29 protein-coding genes and 1 tRNA gene are annotated in these 26,105 nt (G+C 74.9%); 18 read left to right on the top strand and 12 right to left on the bottom strand.

The window, feature by feature from the left end:
• Positions 1-12 precede the first annotated feature (12 nt).
• Together glp and galU are read right to left on the bottom strand one after the other, a co-directional pair.
• On the bottom strand, positions 13-1,437 hold the full coding sequence (gene glp, locus ACI8AG_RS03515; RefSeq protein WP_456590874.1) for a molybdotransferase-like divisome protein Glp: 1,425 nt from the start codon (positions 1,435-1,437) through the stop codon (positions 13-15).
• A gap of 115 nt (positions 1,438-1,552) precedes the next feature.
• A complete protein-coding gene (gene galU, locus ACI8AG_RS03510) occupies positions 1,553-2,473 on the bottom strand; it encodes a UTP--glucose-1-phosphate uridylyltransferase GalU (protein WP_456590875.1) in 921 nt (306 codons plus the stop codon).
• 27 nt (positions 2,474-2,500) lie between these two features.
• Here galU and ACI8AG_RS03505 point away from each other — a divergent pair, with 27 nt between their 5' ends.
• The 12 genes from ACI8AG_RS03505 to ACI8AG_RS03450 all read left to right on the top strand — a co-directional run bounded on the left by ACI8AG_RS03505 (position 2,501) and on the right by ACI8AG_RS03450 (position 14,595).
• Positions 2,501-3,091 carry a 5-formyltetrahydrofolate cyclo-ligase gene (locus ACI8AG_RS03505; RefSeq protein ID WP_456595933.1) on the top strand — a complete coding sequence of 197 codons (591 nt, stop codon included), beginning with the start codon at positions 2,501-2,503 and terminating at the stop codon, positions 3,089-3,091.
• A gap of 42 nt (positions 3,092-3,133) precedes the next feature.
• The gene (locus tag ACI8AG_RS03500; RefSeq protein WP_456590877.1) at positions 3,134-4,471 is read left to right on the top strand and encodes an SLC13 family permease; all 1,338 of its coding nucleotides are present in this window, start codon (positions 3,134-3,136) and stop codon (positions 4,469-4,471) included.
• Between the two features lie 95 nt (positions 4,472-4,566).
• Positions 4,567-5,754, top strand: a complete 1,188-nt coding sequence (locus ACI8AG_RS03495) for a CaiB/BaiF CoA transferase family protein (RefSeq protein ID WP_456595932.1) — start codon at positions 4,567-4,569, stop codon at positions 5,752-5,754.
• A complete protein-coding gene (locus ACI8AG_RS03490) occupies positions 5,751-7,280 on the top strand; it encodes a carboxyl transferase domain-containing protein (RefSeq protein WP_456595931.1) in 1,530 nt (509 codons plus the stop codon). The genes ACI8AG_RS03495 and ACI8AG_RS03490 overlap by 4 nt, the downstream gene beginning before the upstream one ends.
• 131 nt (positions 7,281-7,411) lie before the next feature.
• Complete coding sequence (locus tag ACI8AG_RS03485; protein WP_456595930.1) at positions 7,412-7,891, top strand: DUF5313 family protein; 480 nt, start codon at positions 7,412-7,414, stop codon at positions 7,889-7,891.
• A 32-nt stretch (positions 7,892-7,923) separates the two neighbouring features.
• A complete protein-coding gene (locus ACI8AG_RS03480) occupies positions 7,924-8,373 on the top strand; it encodes a helix-turn-helix transcriptional regulator (protein WP_456595929.1) in 450 nt (149 codons plus the stop codon).
• A 5-nt stretch (positions 8,374-8,378) separates the two neighbouring features.
• The gene (locus ACI8AG_RS03475) at positions 8,379-8,789 is read left to right on the top strand and encodes a VOC family protein (RefSeq protein ID WP_456595928.1); all 411 of its coding nucleotides are present in this window, start codon (positions 8,379-8,381) and stop codon (positions 8,787-8,789) included.
• A 94-nt stretch (positions 8,790-8,883) separates the two neighbouring features.
• Entirely contained in the window at positions 8,884-11,259 is a 2,376-nt protein-coding gene (locus tag ACI8AG_RS03470; protein WP_456595927.1) for an ATP-binding cassette domain-containing protein, read from the top strand.
• A 42-nt stretch (positions 11,260-11,301) separates the two neighbouring features.
• Positions 11,302-11,685, top strand: coding sequence for an ArsR/SmtB family transcription factor (locus ACI8AG_RS03465; protein ID WP_456595954.1), 384 nt, complete (start codon positions 11,302-11,304; stop codon positions 11,683-11,685).
• Positions 11,682-12,374, top strand: coding sequence for a cation diffusion facilitator family transporter (locus ACI8AG_RS03460; RefSeq protein WP_456595926.1), 693 nt, complete (start codon positions 11,682-11,684; stop codon positions 12,372-12,374). Before ACI8AG_RS03465 ends, ACI8AG_RS03460 begins: the two co-directional genes overlap by 4 nt.
• Positions 12,371-13,294: a cation diffusion facilitator family transporter gene (locus ACI8AG_RS03455; RefSeq protein WP_456595925.1), complete on the top strand. Its 924-nt coding sequence runs from the start codon at positions 12,371-12,373 to the stop codon at positions 13,292-13,294. Before ACI8AG_RS03460 ends, ACI8AG_RS03455 begins: the two co-directional genes overlap by 4 nt.
• 44 nt (positions 13,295-13,338) lie before the next feature.
• On the top strand, positions 13,339-14,595 hold the full coding sequence (locus tag ACI8AG_RS03450; RefSeq protein ID WP_456595924.1) for an APC family permease: 1,257 nt from the start codon (positions 13,339-13,341) through the stop codon (positions 14,593-14,595).
• A gap of 9 nt (positions 14,596-14,604) precedes the next feature.
• Here the strand turns inward: ACI8AG_RS03450 and ACI8AG_RS03445 are convergent, their stop codons facing one another.
• Positions 14,605-15,201: a hypothetical protein gene (locus ACI8AG_RS03445; protein WP_456595923.1), complete on the bottom strand. Its 597-nt coding sequence runs from the start codon at positions 15,199-15,201 to the stop codon at positions 14,605-14,607.
• 198 nt (positions 15,202-15,399) lie between these two features.
• On the opposite strand from ACI8AG_RS03445, the gene ACI8AG_RS03440 reads away from it, so the two are divergent.
• The 3 genes from ACI8AG_RS03440 (at position 15,400) to mscL (ending at position 16,941) form a co-directional block, all read left to right on the top strand.
• Positions 15,400-15,735 (top strand): FmdB family zinc ribbon protein, encoded by a 336-nt coding sequence (locus ACI8AG_RS03440; RefSeq protein ID WP_456595922.1) that lies wholly within the window; start codon positions 15,400-15,402, stop codon positions 15,733-15,735.
• Positions 15,736-15,830: 95 nt separating this feature from the next.
• Entirely contained in the window at positions 15,831-16,457 is a 627-nt protein-coding gene (cpaB, locus tag ACI8AG_RS03435; protein ID WP_456595921.1) for a Flp pilus assembly protein CpaB, read from the top strand.
• A 13-nt stretch (positions 16,458-16,470) separates the two neighbouring features.
• Positions 16,471-16,941, top strand: a complete 471-nt coding sequence (gene mscL / locus ACI8AG_RS03430) for a large conductance mechanosensitive channel protein MscL (RefSeq protein ID WP_456595920.1) — start codon at positions 16,471-16,473, stop codon at positions 16,939-16,941.
• Here mscL and ACI8AG_RS03425 read toward each other — a convergent pair whose 3' ends face one another.
• Entirely contained in the window at positions 16,942-17,646 is a 705-nt protein-coding gene (locus ACI8AG_RS03425) for a YbaK/EbsC family protein (RefSeq protein WP_456595919.1), read from the bottom strand. It lies immediately after the preceding gene.
• Between the two features lie 115 nt (positions 17,647-17,761).
• Between ACI8AG_RS03425 and ACI8AG_RS03420 the strand changes: the two genes are divergently transcribed.
• Positions 17,762-18,121 (top strand): VOC family protein, encoded by a 360-nt coding sequence (locus ACI8AG_RS03420; RefSeq protein ID WP_456595918.1) that lies wholly within the window; start codon positions 17,762-17,764, stop codon positions 18,119-18,121.
• The gene (locus tag ACI8AG_RS03415; RefSeq protein WP_456595917.1) at positions 18,118-18,531 is read left to right on the top strand and encodes a PaaI family thioesterase; all 414 of its coding nucleotides are present in this window, start codon (positions 18,118-18,120) and stop codon (positions 18,529-18,531) included. Before ACI8AG_RS03420 ends, ACI8AG_RS03415 begins: the two co-directional genes overlap by 4 nt.
• Here the strand turns inward: ACI8AG_RS03415 and ACI8AG_RS03410 are convergent.
• Entirely contained in the window at positions 18,528-19,442 is a 915-nt protein-coding gene (locus ACI8AG_RS03410) for an MSMEG_6728 family protein (RefSeq protein WP_456595916.1), read from the bottom strand. The genes ACI8AG_RS03415 and ACI8AG_RS03410 overlap by 4 nt on opposite strands.
• Before the next feature lie 143 nt (positions 19,443-19,585).
• Positions 19,586-20,431 carry an NAD-dependent protein deacetylase gene (locus ACI8AG_RS03405; RefSeq protein WP_456595915.1) on the bottom strand — a complete coding sequence of 282 codons (846 nt, stop codon included), beginning with the start codon at positions 20,429-20,431 and terminating at the stop codon, positions 19,586-19,588.
• Positions 20,432-20,555: 124 nt separating this feature from the next.
• On the opposite strand from ACI8AG_RS03405, the gene ACI8AG_RS03400 reads away from it, so the two are divergent.
• Positions 20,556-21,569 (top strand): ion channel, encoded by a 1,014-nt coding sequence (locus ACI8AG_RS03400; protein ID WP_456595914.1) that lies wholly within the window; start codon positions 20,556-20,558, stop codon positions 21,567-21,569.
• Between the two features lie 18 nt (positions 21,570-21,587).
• Here ACI8AG_RS03400 and ACI8AG_RS03395 read toward each other — a convergent pair whose 3' ends face one another.
• The 6 genes from ACI8AG_RS03395 to ACI8AG_RS03370 all read right to left on the bottom strand — a co-directional run bounded on the left by ACI8AG_RS03395 (position 21,588) and on the right by ACI8AG_RS03370 (position 26,040).
• Positions 21,588-22,034 (bottom strand): SRPBCC family protein, encoded by a 447-nt coding sequence (locus tag ACI8AG_RS03395; protein ID WP_456590897.1) that lies wholly within the window; start codon positions 22,032-22,034, stop codon positions 21,588-21,590.
• Between the two features lie 28 nt (positions 22,035-22,062).
• Positions 22,063-22,428 carry a hypothetical protein gene (locus ACI8AG_RS03390; RefSeq protein WP_456595913.1) on the bottom strand — a complete coding sequence of 122 codons (366 nt, stop codon included), beginning with the start codon at positions 22,426-22,428 and terminating at the stop codon, positions 22,063-22,065.
• A 99-nt stretch (positions 22,429-22,527) separates the two neighbouring features.
• The gene (locus ACI8AG_RS03385; RefSeq protein ID WP_456595953.1) at positions 22,528-22,941 is read right to left on the bottom strand and encodes a VOC family protein; all 414 of its coding nucleotides are present in this window, start codon (positions 22,939-22,941) and stop codon (positions 22,528-22,530) included.
• A gap of 53 nt (positions 22,942-22,994) precedes the next feature.
• The gene (locus ACI8AG_RS03380; protein WP_456595912.1) at positions 22,995-23,690 is read right to left on the bottom strand and encodes a LuxR C-terminal-related transcriptional regulator; all 696 of its coding nucleotides are present in this window, start codon (positions 23,688-23,690) and stop codon (positions 22,995-22,997) included.
• 295 nt (positions 23,691-23,985) lie between these two features.
• Positions 23,986-25,605: a DUF3152 domain-containing protein gene (locus ACI8AG_RS03375; protein ID WP_456595911.1), complete on the bottom strand. Its 1,620-nt coding sequence runs from the start codon at positions 25,603-25,605 to the stop codon at positions 23,986-23,988.
• Positions 25,606-25,964: 359 nt separating this feature from the next.
• Positions 25,965-26,040, bottom strand: a tRNA-Arg gene (locus ACI8AG_RS03370).
• Positions 26,041-26,105: the final 65 nt, after the last annotated feature.

Genomic DNA, 26,105 nt, shown 5'->3' with positions numbered 1-26,105 from the left:
GGCGGGCTCGGGTCAGCCGCCGAGCAGCAGCGGCATGACCGTGACCAGCCCGCCGGCGGCCACCTCGGTGACGTCCTCGTCGATGACGATGAGGCAGTTCGCCCGGGCCATCCGCGCCAGCAGGGCGTCGGTGGCCTCGCCCACCGGCTCGACGACGTAGCCGCCGTCGGGGTGGCGCATCACCGTGCCGTGCAGGTACTGGCGGTACCCGAGCGGGGAGAGCAGCTGCTGCCCGGAGATCGCCTGCACCGTGCGCCGGAACAGCTGCCGCTTGCCCAGCATCAGGCGGATGGCGGGGCGCACGAAGACCTCGAAGGAGACCAGGGCGGCGACCGGCTCCCCCGGCACGCAGATGACCGGCACCTGGTCGCGCCCCAGCCGGCCGAAGCCCTGCGCGGGACCGGGGTGCATCGCCACCTGGCGGAAGCGCATCTCGCCCAGGCCGGCCAGCGCCTCCTGCACCATGTCGAACCCGCCACCGGCGAAGGTGCCGGCGATCAGCACCAGGTCGCTGCGCAGCAGCTGGCTCTCGAGCACCTCGGCCAGGCGCCGCTGCTCCCCGGGGAGGATGCCCCAGCGGTAGGCGTCGGCGCCGGCGTCCCGGGCGGCGGCCGCCAGGGCGTAGCTGTTGACGTCGACCACCTGACCCGGGGTGAGAGGGGAGGTGATGTCCACCAGCTCCGGGCCGGCACTGAGCACCGCCACGCGCGGCCGGGGCCGCACGAGGACGCGGTCCCGCCCGACGGCGGCCAGCAGGCTGATCTGCGCCGGCCCGATCGGGGTGCCGACGTGCACGGCCGGATCCCCCGGGTCGACGTCGTCGCCGGTGCGGCGCACGTAGCTGCCCACCGGCGGCGCGGCCTGGACGGCGACCCGCGCCGCACCGTTGTCGGTCCACACCGCCGGGACGACGACGTCGGCACCGGTCGGGAGCATCGCGCCCGCGGCGACCCGCATGGCCAGCCCGGGGCCGATCGACGACGGCGCGCTGGCACCGGCCACGCTCTCCCCCACGACGGGCAGCTCGACCGGCTGCGCCACCGTGGCCCCGGCGACGTCCTCCGCGCGGGCCGCGTAGCCGTCGAGCGCGGCCTGGTCGAAGGCCGGCAGCGCCCGCTGGCTGACCACGTCCTCGGCGCAGAGCAGCCCCTGGGCGTCGAGGACGGCCAGCTCGATCGGGTCCGGCTGCGGCACCGCGGCGAGGATTTCGTCGAGGTGCCGCTCGACGGTGCGCACGTGCGGGGAGACGTCCGAGCGGCCGTCGGCCGGCAGCGGCACCGGGCCGGTGAGGGCGCGCTGCGCCGGCACCTGGTCGACCGGGGCTACGACCGGACCGGTCCGCCGGGGTGGGGCCATGGGCATGTCGACCTGGGCGGTGTCCCGGTGGCCCCGGAACTCCCCGCCCCCGTTGCTGTCGTCGTCGCTCTGCCCGGACATCCCCACCACCGTCGTCCCGCCGTGCCGTCTGCCGACACCGGCCCGTGCGGCAGCGCCGGACCCGGACGGGTCCGGCGCGGGGCCGCGGGTCCGATCGTGCCCTCGTGGGCGCCGGTCAGGACGACGACGCGCCCTCGGCGGGCAGCTCCGTGACGAAGTCGCGCAGCCAGCCGCGCAGCGACGGGCCGAGGTCGTCCCGCTCGACGGCCAGCCGGATGACCGCCTTGAGGTAGTCGAGCTTGTCACCGGTGTCGTACCGCCGGCCGCCGAAGACCACGCCGTGGACGGGTGCGCCGCGCTCGACGAGGGTGGCCAGCGCATCGGTCAGCTGGATCTCGCCGCCGCGGCCGGGCGGGGTCTCGCGCAGCACGTCGAAGATCTCCGGCGCCAGCACGTAGCGCCCGATGATGGCCAGGCTGCTGGGGGCCTCGTCGACCGGCGGCTTCTCGACCAGGCCGGTGACGGCGACGACGTCGCCGCCGTCAGCGGTCGGCTCGACCGCCACGGCGCCGTACTTGTCGATGTTCTCCCGGCCGACGTCGAGCAGGGCGATCACCGAGCCGCCGTGCTCGGCCTGGACGGCCAGCATCTGCTCGAGCAGGTGGTCGCGGGCGTCGATCAGGTCGTCGCCCAGCAGCACGGCGAACGGCTCGTCCCCGACGAAGGCGGCCGCCTGGAGCACCGCGTGACCGAGCCCGCGCGCCTCGCCCTGCCGGACGAAGTGCACCTGCGCGACCTCGGTGGACTCGTGCACGGCCGCGAGGCGCCCGGCGTCGCCCTTCTTCTCCAGGGCGGCCTCGAGCTCGGGGGTGCGGTCGAAGAAGTCCTCGATGGCGGCCTTGTTGCGGCCGGTGACCATGAGCACCTCGGGCAGGCCGGCCCGGGCCGCCTCCTCGACGATGTACTGGAGGGCCGGCCGGTCGACGACCGGCAGCAGCTCCTTGGGGACGGCCTTGGTGGCCGGCAGGAAGCGAGTGCCCATTCCTGCGACGGGGATGACCGCCTTCCGGGCCGTACGGGTCTGGGGCATCGACATGCTCCGCAGCCTAGCTAGCCTGCGCGGATGGGCACGTCGGCAGAGTGGGGCGCGGCCAAGGCCGCGCTCCGCGCGGAGCTGCTGGGACGGCGCGCGTCCCGCCCGGCGCGTGAGCGCGCGGCGGCCGCCCGGACGGTCGCCGCGACGCTCGCCGGGCGGCTGGCCGGCGTCCCCACGGTCACCGCGTTCGTGCCCGACGCGACCGAGCCCGGGCACGGCCACCTCCCGGCGGCGCTCGCCGACGGGGCCCGCCTGCTGCTCCCGGTCGTACCCGCCCACGGCCGGGAGCTGGACTGGGCGGAGCACTCCGGGGAGCTGGTGCCCGGGCGGTTCGGTCTGCTCGAACCGGCCGGGCCGCGACTGGGCCCGGCCGCGCTCGCGGCGGCCGGCGCCGTCGTCGTCCCGGCGACGGCGGTGGCCCGGGACGGGACGCGGCTGGGCCGCGGCGGCGGCTACTACGACCGCGCCCTGCGGCACGCCCGGCCGGAGGCGGTGCTGGTCGCGGTCGTCTTCGACGACGAGCTCGTCGACCGGTTGCCGAGGGAGCCGCACGACGTGCGGGTGACGGCGGTGGTGACGCCGTCGGGCGGATGGCAGGCGCTACCGGCGGGTCACTGACACAGTGGGCGCACCCCAGCCCCCGACGCCGTGGGAGTGCCCGTGTCGACCGAGATCGTCACCATCCTCGCGCTGGTCGTGATCTTCGCGATCGCGACGTTCCTGCCGATCAACATGGGGGCGCTGGCGTTCGTCGCCGCGTTCGTCGTCGGCACGCTGTCGGTGGGGCTGAGCACCGACGACATCATCAGCGGGTTCCCGGCCGGGCTCGTGCTGACGCTGATCGGCGTCACGTACCTGTTCGCGATCGCGCAGAACAACGGCACCGTGGACCTGCTGGTCCGCGGCGCGGTGAGGATGGTCGGCGGCCACGTCGCCGCCATCCCGTGGGTCATGTTCTTCGTGACCGCGGTGCTGACCGCCATCGGGGCACTCTCCCCGGCCGCGGTGGCGATCATCGCGCCGATCGCGCTCACCTTCGCCGCGCGGCACGACATCAGCCCGCTCCTGATGGGGATGATGGTCATCCACGGCGCCCAGGGCGGCGGCTTCTCCCCCATCAGCGTCTACGGCGTCACCGTGAACCGGATCGTGGCCGACGAGGGGTTGCCCAGCAGCCCGGTGGCGGTCTTCCTCGGTGCGCTCTTCTTCAACATCGCCATCGCGCTGGCCCTGTTCTTCGTCCTGGGCGGCCGGCAGCTGCTCGGGCGGAAGGTGGCCGCCGAGCCGCTCGCGCACACCGAGCACGCGCACGGCACGCTGGTCCGCGGCCACGGTGCGGCGCCCGGCCCCGCCGTCGGTGGGGACGACGACGAGCACATCCACCCCGACCGGCCGGCGCCCGTCCGCTTCGAGCAGATCCTGACGCTCATCGGGCTGGTCGTCGTCGCCGTCCTGGCGCTCGCCTTCGACCTGGACATCGGCTTCGTCGCGATCACGGTCGCCGTCGTCCTGGCGCTGTTCTCCGCGCAGCAGCACAAGGGCGCGGTGACCCAGATCAGCTGGTCGACCATCCTGCTGATCGCCGGTGTGCTGACCTTCGTGTTCGTGCTGGAGGAGGCCGGCACCATCGACTACGTCGGCGACGCGGTCATCGGGCTCGGCGTACCGCTGCTGATCGCCCTGCTGCTGGCGTACATCGGCGGCGTGGTGTCGGCGTTCGCCTCGTCGACGGCGATCATCGGCGTCGCCATCCTGCTCGCCGTGCCGTTCCTGGAGGCCGGTGACATCAGCGCCATCGGTGTCGTGGTCGCCCTGTCCGTGGCCTCGACGATCGTCGACGTGAGCCCGTTCTCGACGAACGGCGCGCTGGTGCTGGCCAACGCCCAGGACGTCGACCGCGACCGCTTCTACAAGCAGATCCTGGCCTACGCGGCCATCGTCGTGGCCGTCGGACCGCTGCTGTCGTGGCTGGTGTTCGTCGTCCCCGGCTGGCTGTGACCCCCTGCGCAGGACCTTTGCCAGAAATACCTCAGCGCTGAGACACTTCTGGGACGCGGCCGCCGCGGCCGCGCCCCCGAGCGAGGGAGCACACCATGCCCGGACCGCTGGACGGCGTCCTCGTCGTCGACCTGACCCGAGCCCTCGCCGGGCCGCACGCCGCGATGATGCTGGGCGACCTCGGTGCCCGCGTCATCAAGGTGGAGACCCCGGGCACGGGGGACGACACCCGTGGCTGGGGGCCGCCGTTCGTGGAGCCCGACTCCGGCGAGCGCGAGTCGACCTACTTCCTGGCGGCCAACCGCAACAAGGAGTCGATCACCCTCGACCTCAAGGACGAGGCGGACAAGACGGTGCTGACCGGGCTGCTCCAGCGCGCCGACGTGCTGCTGGAGAACTTCCGCCCGGGCACGCTGGCGCGGCTGGGCTTCGGTACCGACGTGCTGGCCGAGCTCAACCCGAGGCTGGTGACGCTGGCGATCAGCGGGTTCGGCCACGACGGCCCGGAGGGCGGCCGGGCGGGCTACGACCAGATCGCCCAGGGCGAGGCCGGGCTGATGTCGCTCACCGGTCCCGGGCCCGACGAGCCGCAGCGGGTCGGCGTCCCGATCGGCGACCTGCTGGCCGGCATGTACGGCGCCTACGGCGTCCTCGCCGCGCTGATCGAGCGGGGGCGGACGGGGCGCGGTCAGGTGGTGCGCACGTCGCTGCTGGCCGCGATCGTCGGCGTGCACGCCTTCCAGGGGACGGCGTGGACGGTGGCCGGGCAGGTCGGGCGCGCGCAGGGCAACCACCACCCCTCCATCGCGCCCTACGGCCTGTTCCGCTGCGCCGGGGGCAGCGTGCAGCTCTCCTGCGGCAGCGAGTCGCTGTGGCGCAAGCTGTGCACCGAGTTCGGCCTGGACGCCGAGGCCCCGGGCCTGGCCACCAACGGCGAGCGGGTGCAGCGCCGCGACCAGGTGATCGCGCTGCTGGAGGAGGCCTTCGCCGCCATCTCCCCCGAGGACCTGCTCGCCCGGCTGGCCGCGGCCGGGATCCCCGCCGGCAAGGTGCGCACGATCGACGAGGTCTACGGCTGGGACCAGACCCTCTCGCAGGGTCTGGTGGTCGACGTCGAGCACGCCACGCTGGGCGACCTCCGGCTGCCCGGGCCGCCGCTGCGCTTCTTCTCGGCCGGACCGGACGGCGAGACCGAGACCACGCGCCGCGACCACACCGCTCCCCCGGTGCTGGGCGCCGACGGCGACGCGATCCGCGCCTGGCTGAACGGTCCGGTGGCGTGACCGGCGGGGCGGCCCGCCCGGACGCCCGGACCCTGCGCGACCTGGTGCTCGACCCCGGGTCGTGGCAGTCGTGGGACTCCCCCATCCCGCCCCGCGACATCGCCGAGGGCTATGCCGCGGAGCTCGCCCGGGCCGCCGAGAAGAGTCGGCAGGACGAGTCGGTCATCACCGGGGAGGGACGGCTGCGCGGCCGCCGCGTCGCCGTCGTCGCCGGGGAGTTCGGGTTCCTGGCCGGGTCGATCGGGGTCGCCGCCGCCGAGCGGCTGATCGCGGCGGTGGAGCGGGCGACCGAGGAGGGGCTGCCGCTGCTGGCCGCCCCGGTCTCCGGGGGCACCCGCATGCAGGAGGGCACGGTCGCGTTCCTGCAGATGATCGGCATCACCGCCGCCATCGCCCGGCACAAGGAGGCCGGGCTGCCCTACCTGGTCTACCTGCGCCACCCCACCTTCGGCGGGGTGCTGGCCTCGTGGGGGTCGCTCGGCCACGTGACGATCGCCGAGCCCGGCGCCTCGATCGGCTTCCTCGGCCCCCGGGTGTTCGAGGCGCTGTACGGCGAGCCGTTCCCGGCCGACGTGCAGACCGCCGAGAACCTGGCCGAGCACGGCCTGATCGACGCCGTCGTCCCGCCCGAGCAGATCGCAGAGGTCGCCGACCGCGCGCTGCGCGTGCTCTCGGCCCGGCAGACCTGGCACGTCGACGTCCGGGACGCCGAACGCCCGACGCCGGCGGACGGGACGGACGCCGACGACCCCGAGGACCACCGCACCGCCTGGGACGTCGTGACGGCATCCCGGCGCGAGGACCGCCCCGGTGTCCGCCGGCTGCTGCGCACCGCGGCCACCGACGTCGTCGGGCTCTCCGGCACGGGCGCCGGCGAGAAGGACCCCGGCCTGCTGCTGGCGCTGGCCCGCTTCGGCGGGGCCCCGTGCGTGGTGCTGGGGCAGGACCGGCGCGGGCAGTCGATGTCGGCGCCGCTGGGCCCGGCGGCGCTGCGGGAGGCCCGCCGCGGCATGCACCTGGCCGAGCAGCTCCGGCTGCCGCTGGTCACGCTGATCGACACCCCCGGCGCCGCGCTCTCCCGCGACGCCGAGGAGGGCGGGCTGGCCGGGGAGATCGCCCGCTGCCTGCACGACCTCGTCGTCCTGAAGGCACCCACCCTGGCCGTGCTCCTCGGCCAGGGCACCGGCGGTGGGGCGCTCGCGCTGGTGCCTGCCGACCGGGTGCTGGCCGCGGCCAACGGCTGGCTCGGCCCGCTGCCGCCCGAGGGCGCGTCGGCGATCGTGCACCGCACCGTGGACCGGGCCGACGAGATGGCCGCGGCCCAGGGCGTGCGCGCCACGGACCTGTGGCGGGCGGGGATCGTCGACCGGGTGGTGCCCGAGCGGCCCGACGCCGCGGACGAGCCGACCGAGTTCTGCCTGAGGCTGGGCCGGGTGCTGGGCGAGGAGCTGGCCGGGCTGCTCGGCCGCGACGACACCGAGCGCTTCCGGACGCGGCTGCACCGCTACCGCCACCTCGGCCGCTGAAAGAGGACCCCCTCCTCCCCACCCCCTCGCACGCTCGGGGCGGTGCCCTGGAGGGGGCCGACGGGGCGGACGTGAGCCAGGACGGCGCCGGGGGGGCAGCGCCCCGTCGGTGGCGCTGGGACGATGGGACCGTGAGCGACGGCGAGGCGAGGACCGACGTCCCCGGGGAGGCGGATGCCGCGCGGAGCGACCGCGTGGTCCGCCCGGCTCCGCACCGGTGGCTCTGGTACGCCCTCGGCGGTGGGCTCCCCGAGCGGCACCGGGGCTGGGTGCTGCACGACACCACCACGAGCACCTGGTGGGCGCGGCACGTGGTCCGGACCCTGGTCCAGCTGTCCGTCCCCATCGCGCTCGTCGTGGCCTTCCTCCCCGCGCCGCTGGGGCTGCGACTGGCGGTCGCGGGCGGCGGGATCTTCCTGGGGCTGATCTTCTCGCTCGCCTACATGCCCGAGACCACCGAGAACCGGGTGGTGAAGGCCGGCTACCCCGCCGGCACCGCGACCGCCGCCCGCGACCGCGTCGGCCTCGCGAGCCAGCGGGCCGAGAGCGAGCGGAAGCGGGCGGCGGCGGCCCGGCGGGCCGCGCGGTACCGGGAGCGCCTGGACCGCTGACGCGGGCGGCGCTCCGTGGCACGATCCTGCGCGTGACCAGCGGACCGGCCGCGGACCCGCACCTGCGCGACCTCGTGCGGCTGCGCCGCGTCCGCGACCGGATCGACCGGGAGTACGCCCAGCCGCTGGACGTCGCGGCGCTCGCCCGCGGCGCGCACATGTCGGCCGGGCACCTGAGCCGGGAGTTCAAGCGCGCCTACGGCGAGTCCCCCTACGCCTACCTCATGACGCGCCGCATCGAGCGGGCGATGGCGCTGCTCCGGCGCGGCGACCTGACCGTCACCGAGGTCTGCTTCGCGGTCGGCTGCTCGTCGCTGGGCACCTTCAGCACCCGCTTCACCGAGCTGGTCGGGGTGCCGCCGAGCACCTACCGGCGCGAGGCCGCAGCGACGACGGCGGGAATGCCGTCGTGCACCGCGAAGCAGGTCACCAGACCGGTCAGGAATCGAGAAGCGCAGGCAGCCGCGCCGTCCCTAGCGTGACCGCCATGGACCTCACCGTGCACCACACCTTCCTCCCCCACGACGACCCGGAGGCCTCGCTGGCCTTCTACCGTGACGCCCTCGGCTTCGAGCTGCGCAACGACGTCGGCTACGACGGCATGCGGTGGCTCACCGTGGGCCCGGCCGACGAATCGGCGACGTCGATCGTCCTGCACCCGCCGACCGCCGACCCCGGGATCACCGAGGACGAGAAGCGCACCATCGCCGAAATGATGGCCAAGGGCACCTACGCGTCGGTCGTCCTGGCCACCAAGGACCTCGACGGCGCCTTCGACCGGATCCAGGCCACCGGCGCCGAGGTGATGCAGGAGCCGACCGACCAGCCCTACGGCGTGCGCGACTGCGCCTTCCGCGACCCCGCCGGCAACACCGTCCGCATCCAGGAGCTGCGCTGAGAACCACCGCCCCGGGCAGTCACCCCTGTCGGACGCCGCTGGTAGACAGCGGGCCCTCGCCACGCCGGCGGGGGCCCGCACGGATGGAGGCACGATGAGCACGCTGACCGAGTCGCCGACCGCGCACGTCGCGGACAGCCACGACCTGATCCGGGTCGTCGGGGCCCGGCAGAACAACCTCCGGGACGTCACCGTCGAGGTCCCCAAGCGGCGGCTGACCGTGTTCACCGGCGTCTCCGGGTCGGGCAAGAGCTCGCTGGTGTTCGGGACGATCGCCGCGGAGTCGCAGCGGATGATCAACGAGACCTACAGCGCATTCGTGCAGGGCTTCATGCCGTCGCTGGCGCGGCCCGACGTCGACGTCCTCGAGGGCCTGACGACGGCGATCATCGTCGACCAGGAGCGGATGGGCGCCAACCCGCGCTCGACGGTGGGCACCGCCACCGACGTCAACGCGATGCTGCGCATCCTGTTCAGCCGGCTCGGGGAGCCCTCCCTCGGCTCGCCGAACGCCTACTCGTTCAACATGCCCTCGGTGTCGGCCAGCGGGGCCATCACCGTCGAGCGCGGCGCCGGGACGAAGGCCGAGAAGGTCACCTTCACCCGGCTCGGCGGCATGTGCCCGCGCTGCGAGGGCATGGGCTCGGTCACCGACATCGACCTGACCGCGCTGTACGACGACCGCAAGTCGCTGTCCGACGGCGCGCTCACCGTTCCCGGCTACAGCATGGACGGCTGGTACGGCCGGGTCTTCAGCGGCGCCGGCCTGCCCATGGACAAGCCGATCGCCGAGTTCTCGAAGAAGGAGCTGCACACCCTCCTCCACGCGCAGCCCACCAAGGTCAAGGTGGACGGGGTCAACCTCACCTACGAGGGCCTCATCCCGAAGATCCAGAAGTCGATGCTCGCCAAGGACGTCGACGCCATGCAGCCGCACGTGCGGCGCTTCGTCGAGCGGGCCGTCACCTTCACGACCTGCCCCGACTGCGACGGCACGCGGCTCAGCGCCGAGGCCCTGTCGTCGAGGATCCGCGGCAAGAACATCGCCGACCTCTGCCGGATGCAGATCAGCGACCTCGCCGGCTGGCTGCGCGACCTCGACGAGCCCACCGTCGGGCCCCTGCTGGCCGGGCTGCGGCACACCCTCGACTCCTTCGTCGAGATCGGGCTGGGCTACCTGTCCCTGGACCGCCCGGCCGGCACGCTCTCCGGCGGCGAGGCGCAGCGCACCAAGATGATCCGCCACCTCGGGTCGTCGCTGACCGACGTCACCTACGTCTTCGACGAGCCGACCATCGGGCTGCACCCGCACGACATCCAGCGGATGAACGACCTGCTCCTGCGGCTGCGCGACAAGGGCAACACCGTGCTCGTGGTCGAGCACAAGCCCGAGACGATCGCGATCGCCGACCACGTCGTCGACCTCGGCCCCGGCGCCGGCACCGAGGGCGGCGAGGTGGTCTTCGAGGGCACCGTCGAGGAGCTGCGCCGCAGCGGCACCCGCACCGGCCGCCACCTCGGTGACCGGGTGTCCCTCAAGCCGGAGGTGCGCACGTCGACCGGCGCCCTGGAGATCCGCGGCGCCCGGCAGAACAACCTGCGCGGTGTCGACGTCGACGTCCCGACGGGCGTGCTCACCGTCGTCACCGGCGTGGCCGGCTCCGGCAAGAGCTCGCTGATCCACGGCAACCTGGCCGGCCGGGACGGCGTGGTGGTCGTCGACCAGTCGGCGATCCGGGGGTCGCGCCGGTCCAACCCGGCGACCTACACCGGACTGCTGGAGCCGATCCGCAAGGCGTTCGCCAAGGTCAACGGCGTGAAGCCGGCCCTGTTCAGCGCCAACTCCGAGGGCGCCTGCCCGACCTGCAACGGCGCCGGGGTCATCTACACCGACCTCGGCGTCATGGCCACGGTCGAGTCCACCTGCGAGGAGTGCGAGGGCAAGCGATTCCAGGCCGCGGTGCTGGAGTACTCGCTGGGCGGCAGGAACATCGCCGAGGTCCTCGCGATGAGCGTGGCCGAGGCCGAGGAGTTCTTCCGCGGTGGGGAGGCGCGCACGCCCGCGGCGCACGCGATCCTCGACCGGCTCGCCGACGTCGGGCTGGGATACCTCACCCTCGGTCAGCCGCTCACCACCCTCTCCGGCGGCGAGCGGCAGCGGCTCAAGCTGGCCACCCGCATGGCGGAGAAGGGCGGGATCTACGTCCTCGACGAGCCGACGACCGGCCTGCACCTGGCCGACGTCGAGAACCTCCTCGGCCTGGTCGACCGGCTGGTCGACGCCGGGACGACCGTCATCGTCATCGAGCACCACCAGGCGGTCATGGCGCACGCCGACTGGATCATCGACCTCGGTCCCGGCGCGGGGTCCGAGGGTGGCCTGGTCGTCTTCGAGGGCACCCCGGCCGACCTCGTCGCCGCTCGCTCCACCCTCACGGGGCAGCACCTCGCGGAGTACGTGGCCGGCTGAGGCGGAACGCCTGGTCGGTGGCGCTATCATCGTCGCATGACGATGATCGTGGCCGGCGACGGCCGGAACACCCGCGCCGAGGCCCCGGTCGACGAGGCGGCGGCCCTCACCGCTGCGGCCTGCCTGTTCCGCAGCCTCGGCGACCCCAGCCGGCTCGCCATCGTGCGCCACCTCGCCCTCGGGGAGCACAAGGTCGTCGAGCTCACCCGCCACCTGGGGCTGGCCCAGTCCACCGTCTCGGCGCACCTGGCCTGCCTCCGGGACTGCGGCCTGGTCACCTCCCGCCCGCAGGGGCGGGCGTCGCTGTGGTCGCTGGCGGCGACGCCGGAGGTCCTCGAGCTGCTCGCCGCCACGGAGCGGCTGCTGGCCGCCACGGGGGACGCGGTCACCCTCTGCCCCACCTACGGCGAGGTGGCACCCCGGTGAGCGCAGCGACCAACGCTCCCGCCCCCACCGCAGCCGAGCGCGCCCGGCTGGGCCGTCGCGCCCAGCTGCTCGCGGGGGCCGCCGTCACCTACAACGTCGTCGAGGCCGTCATCGCGATCACCGCCGGGCTGGTCGCCGGCTCGGTCGCCCTCGTCGGGTTCGGGCTCGACTCCGTCGTCGAGGTCTCCAGCGGGCTGATCATCCTGTGGCAGTTCCGCCACCACCTCCCGGAGACCCGGGAACGGCTGGCACTGCGGCTGATGGCCTGCTCGTTCTTCGCCCTGGCCGCGTACGTCACGTTCGAGTCGGTGCGCGCGCTGCTGGTCGGCGGCGACCCCGACGCCTCGCCGGTCGGCATCGGCCTGGCCGCCGTCTCCCTGGTCGTCATGCCGTTCCTCTCCTGGGCCCAGCGCCGCACCGGCCGGGCCCTGGGGTCCAGCGCCGTCGTCGCCGACTCCACGCAGACGCTGCTGTGCACCTACCTGAGCGCCGCCGTCCTCGCCGGGCTGGTGCTCAACGCCTGGCTCGGCTGGAGCTGGGCCGACCCGGTCGCCGGCCTGGTCATCGCGGCGGTCGCCCTCCGCGAAGGCATCGAGGCGTGGCGCGGCGAGGGCTGCTGCGCGCCCACCCGCCCCGGTCCGGACGCCGAGGTGGACAGCTGCTGCGGGGGCCCGGGGACCACGCGGTGAACGGCGGGCACGCCCACGCCCACGCCGGCGGCCCCGACGACCGCCGGCGTCTGGTGGTCGTGCTGGCCCTGACGGCCAGCGTGCTCGTCGTCCAGGTGGTCGGGGCACTGGTCTCGGGCTCGCTCGCCCTGCTCGCCGACGCCGCGCACGCCGCCACCGACGCCGCCGGCCTCGCGATCGCCCTGGTCGCGGCCACCCTGGCCCTCCGGCCGGCGACGTCCCAGCGCACCTGGGGCTACCGGCGGGCCGAGGTGCTCGGCGCGACCCTGCAGGCCGCCGTGCTGCTGGCGGTCGGCGGGTACATCGCGGTCGAGGCGGTCGGCCGGCTGGCCGACCCACCGGAGATCGCCCCCACCGCCGTGCTGATCTTCGGCGGGCTCGGGCTGGCCGCCAACGTGGCCGGGATCGTGGTGCTCGCCCGCGGCGGACGCAGCGGCAACGTCAACATGCGGGCGGCGCTGCTGGAGGTCGTCAACGACGCGCTGGGCTCCGTCGCCGTCCTGGTGGCGGCGGTCGTCGTCGCGCTGACCGGCTGGCAGCGCGCCGACGCGGTCGCCTCGCTGGTCATCGTGGCGCTGATCGTCCCGCGCACCCTGGCGCTGCTGCGCGAGACGGTGTCGGTGCTGCTGGAGAGCAGCCCGCCCGGCCTGGACCTCGACGCCGTCCGCGCGCACCTGCTCGCGCTGCCGCACGTGCTCGGGGTGCACGACCTGCACGCCTCGCAGATCACCAGCGGGCTGCCCGTGCTCTCGGCGCACGTCGTCGTCGAGGACGGCTGCTTCCACGACGGCCACGCGCCGCAGGTCCTCGACCAGCTCCAGGCCTGCCTGGCCGAGCACTTCCCGGTCGCCGTCGAGCACTCCACCTTCCAGCTCGAGACCGCAGCGCACAGCCACCACGAGCCGGCCGCCCACCACTGATCCGCTCGCTATCGTCGGTCGACGCCGGACCACCGAGGAGCGCCGTGAGCACTGGTCCCGCCTTGACCCGCCGGCTGGGCACCGGCGATGCGGTCGTCATCGGGCTCGGCTCGATGATCGGCGCCGGGGTGTTCGCCGCCTTCTCCCCCGCCGCACAGGCCGCGGGGGCCGGCCTGCTGGTCGGGCTGGCCGTCGCCGCGGTGGTGGCCTACTGCAACGCGACGGCGTCGGCGCAGCTGGCCGCCCAGTACCCCACCTCCGGCGGCACCTACGTCTACGGCCGGGAGCGGCTCGGCGAGTGGTGGGGGTTCCTGGCCGGGTGGGGGTTCGTCGTCGGCAAGACCGCCAGCTGCGCGGCCATGGCGCTCACGTTCGCCGCGTACGCCGCACCGGCGGGCTGGGAGCGGCCGGTGGCCGTGGCCGCGGTGCTGGGCCTGACCGCCGTCAACTACCGGGGCGTGACCCGCACCGCCGGGCTGACCCGGATCATCGTGGCCGTCGTGCTCACCGCGCTGGCCGTCGCGGTCGCCGCGAGCCTGCTGGGCGGTGCGACGGCCGCCGGCGGGCCGGTGGCGTGGACGTTCACCGACGGCGGGCTGCACGGGATCCTGCAGTCGGCCGGCCTGCTGTTCTTCGCCTTCGCCGGCTACGCGCGGATCGCCACCATGGGTGAGGAGGTGCGCGACCCCGGACGGACGATCCCCCGGGCGATCCCCCTGGCCCTGGGCATCACCGTCGCGGTCTACGCGGCGGTCGCCGTGACCCTGCTCGCCACGCTGGGCCCGGGCGGCGTCGCCGCCACCTCGGCGCCGCTGGCCGCGGCGGTGGACGCCGGCGGGTGGGCGTGGGCGGAGCCGGTGGTCCGCGTCGGCGCGGCAGCGGCCGCGCTGGGCGCGCTGCTGGCGCTGGTCGCCGGCATCGGGCGCACCGGCCTGGCGATGGCCCGCGAGGGCGACCTGCCCCGGTACCTGGCCGCGGTGCACCCGCGCTTCTCCGTGCCGCACCACGCCGAGCTCACCCTCGCCGCGCTGGTCTGCCTGCTCGTGCTCACCGTCGACCTGCGCGGCGCGATCGGCTTCTCCTCCTTCGGCGTGCTGCTCTACTACTTCGTGGCCAACACCGCGGCCTTCACCCAGGACCGCGCGCGCCGCCGGTTCCCCCGGCCGCTGCAGGTGCTCGGTGCGGTCGGCTGCCTGGTGCTGGTCGCCGCGCTGCCCGCGCAGGCGGTGGTCGGCGGCGTCCTCGTGTTCGCTGTCGGCATCGTCTACCGCGCCGCCCGACTGCGGCTCGCCGCGCGGTAGGCGGCCCGTTCACGCGGCCGCTGGCAGCGGCACGCTCCTGGACCGCGACCGGCCCAGCACGCCGACCGCCGCCCAGGAGAGCCCGCCGAGCAGCTGGTCGGCGACGGCCACGCCATCCAGGCCGGCGGCGAGCAGCGGCGGCCAGGCGAGGACCGCGGCGGCGGCGACCGCGGCCGCCGCCGCAGTGCTGGGCTGCCGCCTGGCGAGTGCGGCGGCGAGCACGAGCGCGCCGACGGCGGTGACCGCCGTCCCCGCCAGGTACAGGGTCCAGCCGCCGACGGCCAGTTCCCGAGGCCCGCCGCGCAGACCGCCGCCCAGCACGAACTCCACGCCGACGCCGAGCCAGGAGAGGACGAAGCCGGTGGCGACGACGGACCAGCCGACCGCGGCGGCCCGTGCGGCGGCCGCTCGCGCAGCCGCGACCGCGCCCGCGGCGAGCAGCGCGAGCGGGAGCAGCGCCACCCGGTTCCAGCCGACGTAGTGCAGGCCCAGCCATGCACCGTCCCAGGTGGTCATCACGCCGTAGCGGGACGGCACCCACGTCGCTGCGCCGAGGACGAGCAGGACCGCGGCGGGGGTCGGGAGCGACCGGTCGGATGTGCGCACCCGGCGATCCTGGCGGGCGCCGGCCCGCGCGTCACCGCCTCCGCGCGCGAGGCGGTGACGCCCCCGTCCGGGCGACGCGCGTCCCACCCGCCCCCGTGGACGTGGACGGCGGGTCCCCGCATGGCGCATCATTGGCAGTCTCCGGGCGGGAGTGCCAGCCCGGACCCCTACCTCCGCTCGACCAGGGAGAGCCACGACGTGCCCACGTACCAGTACGCCTGCACCAACGCCGAGGGCAAGCACGAGTTCGAGGTGGTGCAGTCCTTCACCGACGCCCCGGTGAGCGAGTGCCCCGAGTGCGGCGCCGCGGTGCGCAAGGTCTACGGCTCGGTCGGCGTCGTCTTCAAGGGCTCGGGCTTCTACCGCACCGACAGCCGGTCGAACGGCAAGTCGTCGGAGAGCACGGGCAGCAACGGGACCTCGACGGACACCTCGTCGTCGACCCCGGCCAAGGAGAGCTCGTCGAGCTCGGCCTCCACCTCGTCGACGACGCCGTCGACGTCCGGCAGCGGGGCCAAGGCCGCCACCACCTGAGGTCGGCGGTCCGGGGCCCTCCACAGCACCGCCCCCGATCCACAGCTCCCGCCGGCCGACTGCAGGGCCGCCGCCGGCTCGGGCAGGGTCGGCGCATGCTGCGCCTGCGCCGACCCCGGTTCCCGCTGCTGACGGCCCGCCGACTGGCCGCCGCGCTGCTCGCCGCGCTCGCGCTGGTCCTGGCGCTGCGCCCGGCGCCCACCCCGGCCGACGGGGAGCAGTCGCGCACGGCCCCCGTCGTGGTGGCGGCCACCGACCTGCCGGCCGGCACCAGCCTGACCCGCGAACACCTGGCCCTCGTGCGGCTGCCGCGCGGTGCGGTGCCCGACGGCGCGGTGGGCGTCGCGGATCCCCTGGTGCGGCGCGTGCTCGCCGGGCACGTCCGCCGGGGCGAGCCGCTCACCGACGCCCGGCTGGTCGGCGCCGGGCTGACGGCCCTGCTGCCCCCCGGCCAGGTGGCGGCTCCGGTGCGCCTGGCCGACCTGGCGGTCGCGGCGCTGCTGCGGGCCGGCGACCGGGTGGACGTGCTGGCCACCGGAGCGGCCCCGGGGCCGGCCGAGCGGGTGGCGGCCGGGGCGCTGGTCCTCGCCGCCCCGACCGGGGACGCCGGTGAGCCGGGCGCCGGGTTGCTCGTCCTCGCCGTCGACGAGGCCACCGCGGCCCGGATCGCGGCCGCCGCGGCCACCGCAACGCTCACCGTCAGCCTGCCGCCCCCGACCTGAGGACGCCGGCCGGGTGTGGCTGGATGATCGGGTGCTCAACGGGTTCAAGGACTTCCTGTTCCGCGGCAACGTCGTCGACCTGGCCGTGGCCGTGGTCATCGGCTCGGCGTTCACCGCGGTGGTGACCTCGTTCGCCGACTCGTTCCTCCGGCCGCTCATCGAGCTGCTGGGCGGCGGGGGCGAGTTCGGGGGCGTGCTGGTGGTCGACGGTCAGCGGTTCACCTGGGGGGCCTTCCTCAGCACGGTGATCACGTTCGTGCTGACGGCCGCGATCGTCTACTTCCTGGTCATCCTGCCGGTGCACCGGCTGTTCGCCCGCCGGGCGCGCGGCGAGGAGCCCGGCCCCGTCGGGCCGACGGAGCTGGACCTGCTGGTCGAGATCCGGGACCTGCTCCGCGCGCAGCAGGTGGGGACCGGCTGGAACGGCCCTCCTGCAGGGTCCCGCCGCGAGCCAGCGAGTGGCGGGGAGCAGGAGGGCCCTTGATCAGTCGCTGCCCCAGTGCGGCGGCCGGTCCTCGAGGTAGCGCCGATCGGCCTCGGCGCCGTCGGCCGGGCGCTCCCCCCAGCCCACGTCGCCGTCGTCCGTCGCCCGGTCCAGCCGCAGCGGTCGCGCGGGCGGCCGGGCCGGTGCCTCGGCGGGCAGCGGCTGGCCGAGCCCCTCGAGCACCTCGGCTGCGGGGAGCGCGGCGAGCACCGCACCCGGCACCGCGAGCTTGGCGCCGCGGGTGCCCGAGCCGACGACCACGAGCTCGGCCGCCGCCACCGCCGCGTCGACGAGGACCGGCCAGGTGTCGGGCAGCCCGACCGGGGTGATGCCCCCGTAGGCCATGCCGCTCTCGGCCACCGCGACGTCCTGCGGCGCGAACGACGCCTTGCGGGCGCCGAGGTGCCGGCGCACCAGCCCGTTGACGTCGGCGCGGGTGGTGGCGAGAACCAGGCAGGCGGCCAGCGTCGTCTCCCCGGCACGGCGGGCGGCGACGACGACGCAGTTGGCCGACGCGGCGAGCGGCACCCCGTAGGCGTCGGTGAAGGCGGCGGTGTCGGCGAGGTCCTCGGCGATCTCCGCGACCCAGGCCGGCCCGGCCAGCGCGGGCAGCGCGGCGGCGACCGGCGGGGCCAGGAGGTCGGGGCGCCCGGCGGCCGGCAGCCAGCGCAGCGAGCCGAGGACAGGGGCAGCGGGGTCGGTCATGCCCCGATCCTGCGGCACGGCGTCGGCGCGCCGCAGCCGGGTCCCGTGGCGGGATACCGGCGAGGCGTGGCCGGCCCGGCTGTCGGCCTGCCCGGGCGCGCGCCAGGATGGCGCCATGATCGGTCAACTGCACTCCGTCGTGATCGACGCGCCCGACGCACACGCCCTGGCCGGCTTCTACGCCGACCTCCTCGGCATGCAGATCAGCCGGGGCGGGCCCGGGGACGACTGGGTCGTCGTCACCGGCGCGGGGTACCGGCTGGCCTTCCAGCAGGCGCCGGACCTGCGGCCGCCGGACTGGCCGGACCCCGAGCGCCCGCAGCAGTTCCACCTCGACGTCCGGGTCGCCGACATCGAGAAGGCCGAGCCGAAGGTGCTGGCCCTGGGCGCCCGGAAGCTGCCCGGCGGCGGGGGCGACTTCCGTGTCTACGCCGACCCGGTCGGCCACCCCTTCTGCCTGGTGTGGGACGCGTGAGCGGTCCCCCGGTGGACCCGACGGCGGCGGCCGGCGCATTCGTCTCGGCGACGAGGTTCGACGTCGCCGAGGCCACCGGCACGCGGGTGACCGGGCACGTCGATCTCGGGCCCGACCAGCACACGCCGTGGGGCGTCGTGCACGGCGGGCTGTACTGCTCGGTCGTCGAGTCGGCGGCCAGCATCGGGGCCAGCCTCGCGGTGCGGGACCGCAGGCAGTTCGCCGTCGGCGTCAACAACAACACCGACTTCCTCCGCCCGATGACCGGCGGCCGGGTCGACGACGTCGTCGCGGAGCCGGTGCAGCAGGGGCGCACCCAGCAGCTGTGGCAGGTCGCCCTCACCCGGGAGGACGGCGCGCTGGTCGCCCGCGGGCAGGTGCGGCTGCAGAACGTGCCGCTGCCCGCTTAGGCCAGCACCGCCGGGTCGAGCACGACCTGGAACAGCGCACGCGGGTCCTGGAGGGTCGCGGGCGGCCGGGCCGCCGCCCGCGGCACCACCCGGTCGAAGCGGGCCGGGCGGCGGTGCGGCAGCAGCTCCCGGCCCTGGAACAGGTACTCCCCCACCACCTCGCCGAGGAGCAGCCCGGCGCCGTGCTCGATCGGCAGCGCGACCGGATCACCGGGCCTCATCTCGTCGAGGAAGGCCGACAGCTGGCGCAGGTCCTTGGCCGGGCGGCGACCCGAGATCTCCTTGGACAGCGCCCGCAGCTCGGTGGGGTCCAGCCCGGTGGCGTCGACGTCGATGCCCGACTGGACGCCGAGCCCGACGACGCCCGCCGCCAGGCAGGCGCCCAGCTCGTTGTGCGCGCGCGGCCGGACCACCCACACCCGCACCCCGTCGGGCTCCGGCGTCGGGGGCACGTCGTCCGGCCCCGGCCATACGTAGGGCAGGTCGTCGGGCTCGGGGCCGAAGAGCTCGGTGAAGCGGGCCCGGTAGAACTCCGGGTCCTTGGCGATCAGGTTCGACCGGTGCGAGCGGTGCAGCGCCTCGTCGCCCACCCAGGAGGGCAGGAGCCCGGCCGCCGCCAGCTCCGCCTGCGGCACGCCGACCACGTCGGGCGCGAACTCACCGATCAGCGTCTCGGTGGTGTCGGCGAAGCCGCGCTCGCGCCAGACCCGGACCATGGCCAGGCCGTAGGCGACCAGCGCCGGTGTCCGGCCGCGCCACATCGCGACGACGGGGTGGCTGGCCCAGCCGTAGTCGGGCAGCTCGAGCGCGCGCAGGATCTGCAGCGTCTCCACGCGCTGCTTGCCCAGCCGCGGCGAGTCGAGCAGCCGCGCGCTCTCCTCGAAGTCGGCCACCGGCACGAAGGTCTGCATCGCGGCGGTTCCTGCCCCTCCGAGCAGGTGGTGAATCTTCGGTCCTGGTCGGCCTCCTGTAGGGGCCCGCTGCGAGCCTGCGAGCAGTGGGGGCAGGGAGGTCCTTTCTCAACCGCCGAGCGGCCGCAGCGCCGTCGACCGGCTCATCCCAGCCGGCCGGCCAGCTCGGGCAGGACCACGCCCAGCGGAGCGTCGACCTTGAGCGTCGCCTTCGCATCGCCCCGGGTGGGCCCGGAGTTCACGATGGCGACGGGGATCCCCCGCTTGGCGGCGTGGATGACGAACCGGTAGCCGCTCATCACGGTCAACGACGAGCCGAGCACCAGCAGCGCCCGCGCGTCGTCGACCAGCGCGAAGCAGGCATCGACCCGGTCCCGCGGCACCGTCTCGCCGAAGAACACGACGTCGGGCTTGAGCGGGCCGCCCCCGCACGCCAGACAGCCGACCATCACGAACCCGTCGAGCGCCTCGTCGGGCAGCTCCGCGTCGCCGTCGGGGTTGACCTCGTCGACCGGCTCGGGGCGGAACCCGGGATTGGCCGCCCGCAGCCGCACGTCGAGGTCGGCGCGGGAGGCGACGTCCCCGCAGGCCAGGCAGACGGTGCGGTCCAGCCCGCCGTGCAGCTCCAGGACGTCGCGCGCCCCGCCGGCCTGGTGCAGCCCGTCGACGTTCTGGGTGATCACCTCGGCCACCGCACCGGCCCGCTGCAGCGCGGCGACGGCCCGGTGCCCGGCATTGGGCCGCGCCCCGGCGATCTGCCGCCAGCCGACGAAGCTGCGCGCCCAGTAGCGGTGCCGTCCGCGGGGGTCGCGGGTGAACGTCTGGTACGTCATCGGGGTGTGCCGGCGCAGCGACCCGGTGGCCCCCCGGTAGTCGGGGATGCCGGAGTCGGTGGACAACCCGGCGCCGGAGAGGACGACGGTCCCGCCGTCGCCGAGCAGGCCGGCGAGCTCGGGGAGGCCCTCGACGGTGGAGGTCGCTACGGTCACCCCGCCATCGTCCCTGCCGAGCGGCGGATGCGCCGCCGGCCCGATCGAGGAGGCCGACCGTCGTCCCCACGCCGACCACCCGGACCATCGACCGCCGCGGGCCCGCACGCCGCCGGAGCACCGCGTGACCGGGTGGTGGTGGGACGTCATCGGCCTGGCGATCGTCGCGTTCGCGGTCGTCGACGAGGCGCGGACGACGCTGGCGGTGGCCAGTGGCCCGGGCCCGCTGACCCGGCTGATCACCGACGCGGTGTGGCGGCTGGCCCGGCGACCGGCGGTGGCGGAGGCGCCTCCGGCGCGCTTCGTGGGCGGCCCCGGCGTCGTCCTCGTCGCAGCGACCCTCGGCGCCTGGTTCAGCCTGCTCTGGCTCGGCTGGTCGCTGGTCTTCCTCGGTGACGAGGACGCGGTCGTCGGCGCGTCGAGCGGGGCGCCGGCGTCGGTCTGGGAACGGTTCTACTTCGCCGGCTACAACGTCGCCACCCTGGGCAACGGCGGCTACCAGCCCGCCGGGGCCGGCTTCCAGCTGGCCACCATGGCCGCCGCGCTCAGCGGGATGCTGCTCATCACGCTGGGCGTCTCCTACCTGACCTCGGTGATCTCCGCCGTGGTCGGCAAGCGGAGCTTCGCCTCGCAGATCACCGGGTTCGGGAACACCGGCACGGAGATGGCCGCGGGCCTGGTCGCGGCGGGGACGGCGCTCCCGGCGGTGGTGCCCCTGTCGTCGCTGTCCGCGGCCTTGGCGACGCTGGGGCAGCAGCACCGGGCGTACCCGCTGCTGCACGCCTACCGGCCGCGGACGCCCGAGCTCGGCACCGCCCCCGCCGTCGCGGTGCTGCTCGACGCGACCCTGGTGCTGTCGTCGGCGGCCGACCCGGCCGGCCGGCTCCCCACCGGGCTGCGCCGGTCGGTCGTCTCCTCCGTGCAGCAGTACGTCGACCACGCCCCCGCGACCGGGAGCCAGCGCACCCGGGCGGCGCCGCCGCTGGACGCCGCGGAGATCGGCCGGGCCGGGCTGCGGGTCGACCCGGCGCAGCTCGCCGCGCTGACCGGGGAGCACGCCCGGCTGCGGGACCAGCTGGCCCGCCGGATCGGGGCGGCCGGCTACCGATGGCCCGGCGGTGACCACGCGTCGTCCTGACGGACGGCGGTTCGGGGCTCAGCCGGCGGCGACCGCTTCCTCGAGCCGGGCCAGCATCGCGTCCTGGATGCGGGCCAGGCCCTTGGGGGCGAAGGTGCGCTCGAAGAACCCACCGATGCCGGTGGCACCGGTCCACGTGGTGCGGGCCCGGACCGTGCTGACCCCCGCGTCGGCGGCGGAGACGGTCCAGGTGGTCACCATGCTGGAGTTGGTGTCGGTCTCCACGAGCGCCCCGTCGGAGGTCTCGGTGACGACGACGTCCTGCTCGCGCACCCGCTTGGAGGTGGCCTGCAGGCGCCAGTGCACCTTCGTGCCGGCGCCCTGGCCGCCGGCGTCCACGCGGTACTCGCTGTACTGCTCGGGGAGCACCGCGGGACGGGTGACGGCGTAATCGGCGAGCGCGGCGCGGACGACGTCCGCCGGTGCGCGCAGGACACGTTCGGTGGTGGCGACGACCTGACCCATGCACCCATCCTGCCCGCCGGCCGACCGGCTACGCCTCCCCCTCCTCGGTGTTGAGGTAGGAGCAGCGGAAGCGGGCGCCGGCCATCGCCTCGGTGAAGCGTGCCTCCCACATCGGGTCGTCCGCCGGGAAGCTGTCGAACACCCGATCCTCGAGCACCTCCGGGTGCCCGTCGGGACCCGGACAGCTGCGGCGCAGCAGCACCCGCGTCATCCCGTCCACCTCGTCGTGGGCGGCGTGCCAGTGCGCTGCGGCGACCGCCCGCGCCCGCCACTCCCGTTCGCGCGCGGGCAGCAGCCGGCCGGCGGCCGGCCACGGCTGAGGCGTCGAGACGATCCAGACGACGATCCCGGCCAGCAGCAGGAGCAGCAGTGCAGCCGCCAGGACGCCGCCCATGCCCAGCACGGTAACCCCGTGCGCGCCGCCCGGTCGGACCTCAGCCGTCGGCAGCCTGCGGCAGCTGCCCGGCGGCGACCCGCTTCCCGACGCGGTGGGTCACCACGCCGGGACGGATGCGTCCCGTTGGATGAACTCCAGCCGGTTGCCGACGGGGTCCTCGGCGTAGATGCGGCGGTGGCCAGGGAAGTCGGTGTCGTCTCGGACGAGAGGGACGCCGGCCGCTGCCAGACGGGCGGCGAGCGCCTCCACGTCGGCCACCCGGATGCCGGGGTGAGCCTTCCGGGCGGGCCGGAAGTCGACCTCTACCCCGAGGTGCAGCTCCAGGCCGTCGGCGCGGACCCAGAGGCCGCCCTTGGCGGCCAGGGCCGGCGGCTTGGTCAGCTCGATCATGCCGAGGAGATCCACGTAGAAGGAACGACATCGCTCCTCGCTGCCCGGTGGAATCGCCAGCAGCACGTGGTGCAGGCTGAAGCCGGACGACGTCGTGTGGTCGGGCCCGTAGCCCTGCATGGAGCTCACCGCCCGAGACTAACTGGTTCCGTTGAGTCGAAGACGCGTCGATCTCAGATCTCAGCGGGGGTGGCGGTCAACGTGTGCGCGCCGCAGGTGCAGCCGTTGCGGGCCGACAGGACCAGGGAGACCGCGTGCGCCCGGTCGCGGGCACCGAGCTTGCGCAGGATGGCCTTGACGTGGGACTTCACGGTGTCCTCGGAGATGAAGAGGTTCTCGCCGATCTTCCGGTTCGACTGGCCCAGGACCAGCTCGTCGAGCACGTCGGACTCGCGGCGGGTCAGCGGCACCTCGGGGGTCAGCTCGCGGCCCACCGGCGCGGAACCGCCCTCGACCCGGCGGATCTGCGGGTCGACGACGGTGCGCCCGGCGCGGGCGGCCAGGATCGCCCAGCCCAGCAGTGTCGCGGAGGTGTTCATCAGCAGGTAGCCGCGGATGCCGGCGGCCAGCGCCTCGTTGACCACGGCGGCGTCCTCGGAGGTGGCCACGGCGACGATCGCCGTCCGCGGGAAGCGACGACGCAGGTCACGGCAGGCGGTCAGCGTGGCGCTGCGGCCGGAGCCGAGCTCCACGACCACGGCATCCGGGCGGGCGGACTCGGCCAGCACCAGGGCGCGGCGGGGCTCCCCCGGCGCACCGACGACCTGCATGCCGGCGGTCTCGTCGATCATGCCGACGAGACCTCGGCGCAGGACGGGTGCGTCGGCGAGGACGAGAACCCGGGTGACGCCGGCACTGGGGATGGACACGCTGGTTGCTCCGCTCACGTTCGGTGACGACCTGACGTGACCTCCATCGACCGGGTGAACGCACTGCTTGAGCACCACACCGTCTGCCGGCACGGGCCTGGGCCGGCAGACGCCACCGAGCGGCTGCGCCCCCGGTCCCGTGCGGAGCCGACCGATGCGGTGGTCGCCCGTCGCGGCGCGGTGCCATCGTGCCGCCGGCCGTCCCGGATCCCGCGGACTGCGGGAGTCCCGGATCCCGCGGACTGCGGGAACAGGGACGCCGCAGCCGCGGGCCCAGGGCGCGGGTGGCGCGCCGTCAGTCCGTGACCACCAGCTCCGTCATGTTGGTGGCGCGGTCCCAGGTGATGTAGCCGTTCTGGAAGTCGCTGCGCCGACCGCCGGGCACGTCGTACTCCCCGCTGACCGGGTAGCCCAGCGGCCCCATCTCCCAGCCCGAGCGCTCCCAGCGGTCCCGGATCTCCCCGTACACCTCATGCGCCCCCGTGCTCGGCGACCAGTAGATCGAGCCGCCGCCGTAGCCCCCGGCGAAGTGGTTGTACCGGCCCTCACCGTCCGCGGTCCCGAGCTCCCCGGTGATCGGGTAGCCCAGCACGCCCTGCTCCCAGCCCAGCTCCTCCCAGCGGTCCCGGATCTCCCCGTACGTCTCGTGCGCACCGGTGCTCGGCGACCAGTGGATCGAGCCACCGCCGTAACCCCCGGCGAAGGCGTTGTACCGGCCAACGCCGTCCGCGGTGCTGCGCTCCCCGGTGATCGGGTAGCCCAGCACACCCTGCTCCCAGCCCAGCTCCTCCCAGCGGTCCCGGATCTCCCCGTACGTCTCATGCGCACCGGTGCTCGGCGACCAGTGGATCGAGCCACCGCCGTAACCCCCGGCGAAGGCGTTGTACCGGCCCACGCCGTCCGCGGTGCTGCGCTCCCCGGTGATCGGGTAGCCCAGCACACCCTGCTCCCAGCCCAGCTCCTCCCAGCGGTCCCGGATCTCCCCGTACGTCTCGTGCGCACCGGTGCTCGGCGACCAGTGGATCGAGCCACCGCCGTAACCCCCGGCGAAGGCGTTGTACCGGCCCACGCCGTCCGCGGTGCTGCGCTCCCCGGTGATCGGGTAGCCCAGCACGCCGCGCTCCCAGCCCAGCTCCTCCCAGCGGTCCCGGATCTCCCCGTAGATCTCGTGCGCGCCCGTGTTCGCCGACCAGTAGATCGAGCCACCGCCGTAACCACCGGCGAAGTGCTGGTAGGACCCGCCGTCGGCCCCGGCGTACCTCTCCCAGGTGATCGGGGGACCCAGCACGCCCCCCTCCTGCCCGAGGTCCCGGTACCTGGCCTCGATGGCCGACCAGTTCACCGACACACCGCGGTTGTCCGCCGCCTGCTGGCGCTCGGCGATGACCGGCCAGACGTTGGCCCGGCAACCCTGCAGGGAGATCGACTGCTGCTGCATGACCCAGGCGGTGCGGCCGGGCGTGGGGCAGTCCTGGTGACCGAGACCCAGCCAGTGCCCCACCTCGTGCAGGATCACGTACCGCTGGTACAGGTCCAGCCCGTGCGGCCACGAGTCCGTGCCGCCGCGCCACCGCTCGTCGTTGATGTAGACGTTGCGGCCCACCCGGCAGCTCCACTCGCTGCTGCAGCCGGGAGCAGCAGCAGCGACCACGGCCGGCGAGGCCAGGATGAGGCTGAAGTTCCCTCCGGACTGCACCTGGTCGAAGCGGAGGGCGCCGCCGAGGCTCCAGCCCCGTGGGTCGTTGAGCGTCTCCGAGGCGACGCCGGCGAAGTGGTCCAGGTCGCCGTAGACGGTGCCCTGGGCCGTGATGGTGTAGGTGATGGCCTGTTGGGCCTGCGCCGGCGCCGCGGGCAGCATGCCCGCGGTGGTCAGCGCGAGCAACATCGCCAGGAACGTCCGCAGGTGCCAGCTCATCGACAGTCCCGTCCCGCAGCCGGCACGCGGCGACCGCGTCTCGTGGTCCTCCGGCACCGGCGCGCCGTGGCGTACCGGCCGCCGCTGCCCGTCCCGGCACGATAGCCAGCCACCACCGGGCCGGGACAAGCCTTTTGGACGCCTGACACGAAGCTGTCATGGACGTGCGGGCGGGGCCGACCACCGCCCCGCTTCCCTCGTCGGCGGCGGTCCCCGGGACCGGTGGCGATCGCCGGACACGGTGCGGGCCGGATCCCCATGGCCACGTGACGGCTGCATCGTCGGGACAGGAGGCCGGCTTCGACCGGCCGGCGCCCAGGACGACGGTGCAGCACGGGACCGCCGGCCACAGGTCCAGCTGGTGCCCCCGGCAGGATTCGAACCTGCGACACACGGTTTAGGAAACCGATGCTCTATCCCCTGAGCTACGGGGGCCACGGCGCGGCACCAGCTGCCCCGGGACCAACGCCAGCAGGCTATCGGGTGGCCGAGGGAACCCC

The sequence above is a fragment of the Blastococcus sp. SYSU DS0552 genome, from assembly GCF_054050815.1.
Note: the sequence above shows the minus strand (reverse complement) of the source record. Positions and strands in the feature narration are given on the sequence as shown.

What these genes read in the sequence shown, in the direction of transcription:
- ACI8AG_RS03420 (WP_456595918.1), top strand. Translation starts at nt 17,762, where the DNA reads ATGATCGGTCAACTGCACTCCGTCGTGATCGACGCGCCCGACGCACAC.
- ACI8AG_RS03470 (WP_456595927.1), top strand. Translation starts at nt 8,884, where the DNA reads ATGAGCACGCTGACCGAGTCGCCGACCGCGCACGTCGCGGACAGCCAC.
- ACI8AG_RS03375 (WP_456595911.1), bottom strand. Translation starts at nt 25,605, where the DNA reads ATGAGCTGGCACCTGCGGACGTTCCTGGCGATGTTGCTCGCGCTGACC.
- ACI8AG_RS03395 (WP_456590897.1), bottom strand. Translation starts at nt 22,034, where the DNA reads ATGGGTCAGGTCGTCGCCACCACCGAACGTGTCCTGCGCGCACCGGCG.
- galU (WP_456590875.1), bottom strand. Translation starts at nt 2,473, where the DNA reads ATGTCGATGCCCCAGACCCGTACGGCCCGGAAGGCGGTCATCCCCGTC.
- ACI8AG_RS03425 (WP_456595919.1), bottom strand. Translation starts at nt 17,646, where the DNA reads ATGACCGACCCCGCTGCCCCTGTCCTCGGCTCGCTGCGCTGGCTGCCG.
- ACI8AG_RS03410 (WP_456595916.1), bottom strand. Translation starts at nt 19,442, where the DNA reads ATGCAGACCTTCGTGCCGGTGGCCGACTTCGAGGAGAGCGCGCGGCTG.
- ACI8AG_RS03475 (WP_456595928.1), top strand. Translation starts at nt 8,379, where the DNA reads ATGGACCTCACCGTGCACCACACCTTCCTCCCCCACGACGACCCGGAG.
- ACI8AG_RS03465 (WP_456595954.1), top strand. Translation starts at nt 11,302, where the DNA reads ATGATCGTGGCCGGCGACGGCCGGAACACCCGCGCCGAGGCCCCGGTC.
- cpaB (WP_456595921.1), top strand. Translation starts at nt 15,831, where the DNA reads ATGCTGCGCCTGCGCCGACCCCGGTTCCCGCTGCTGACGGCCCGCCGA.
- glp (WP_456590874.1), bottom strand. Translation starts at nt 1,437, where the DNA reads ATGTCCGGGCAGAGCGACGACGACAGCAACGGGGGCGGGGAGTTCCGG.
- ACI8AG_RS03385 (WP_456595953.1), bottom strand. Translation starts at nt 22,941, where the DNA reads ATGCAGGGCTACGGGCCCGACCACACGACGTCGTCCGGCTTCAGCCTG.
- ACI8AG_RS03505 (WP_456595933.1), top strand. Translation starts at nt 2,501, where the DNA reads ATGGGCACGTCGGCAGAGTGGGGCGCGGCCAAGGCCGCGCTCCGCGCG.
- ACI8AG_RS03390 (WP_456595913.1), bottom strand. Translation starts at nt 22,428, where the DNA reads ATGGGCGGCGTCCTGGCGGCTGCACTGCTGCTCCTGCTGCTGGCCGGG.
- ACI8AG_RS03495 (WP_456595932.1), top strand. Translation starts at nt 4,567, where the DNA reads ATGCCCGGACCGCTGGACGGCGTCCTCGTCGTCGACCTGACCCGAGCC.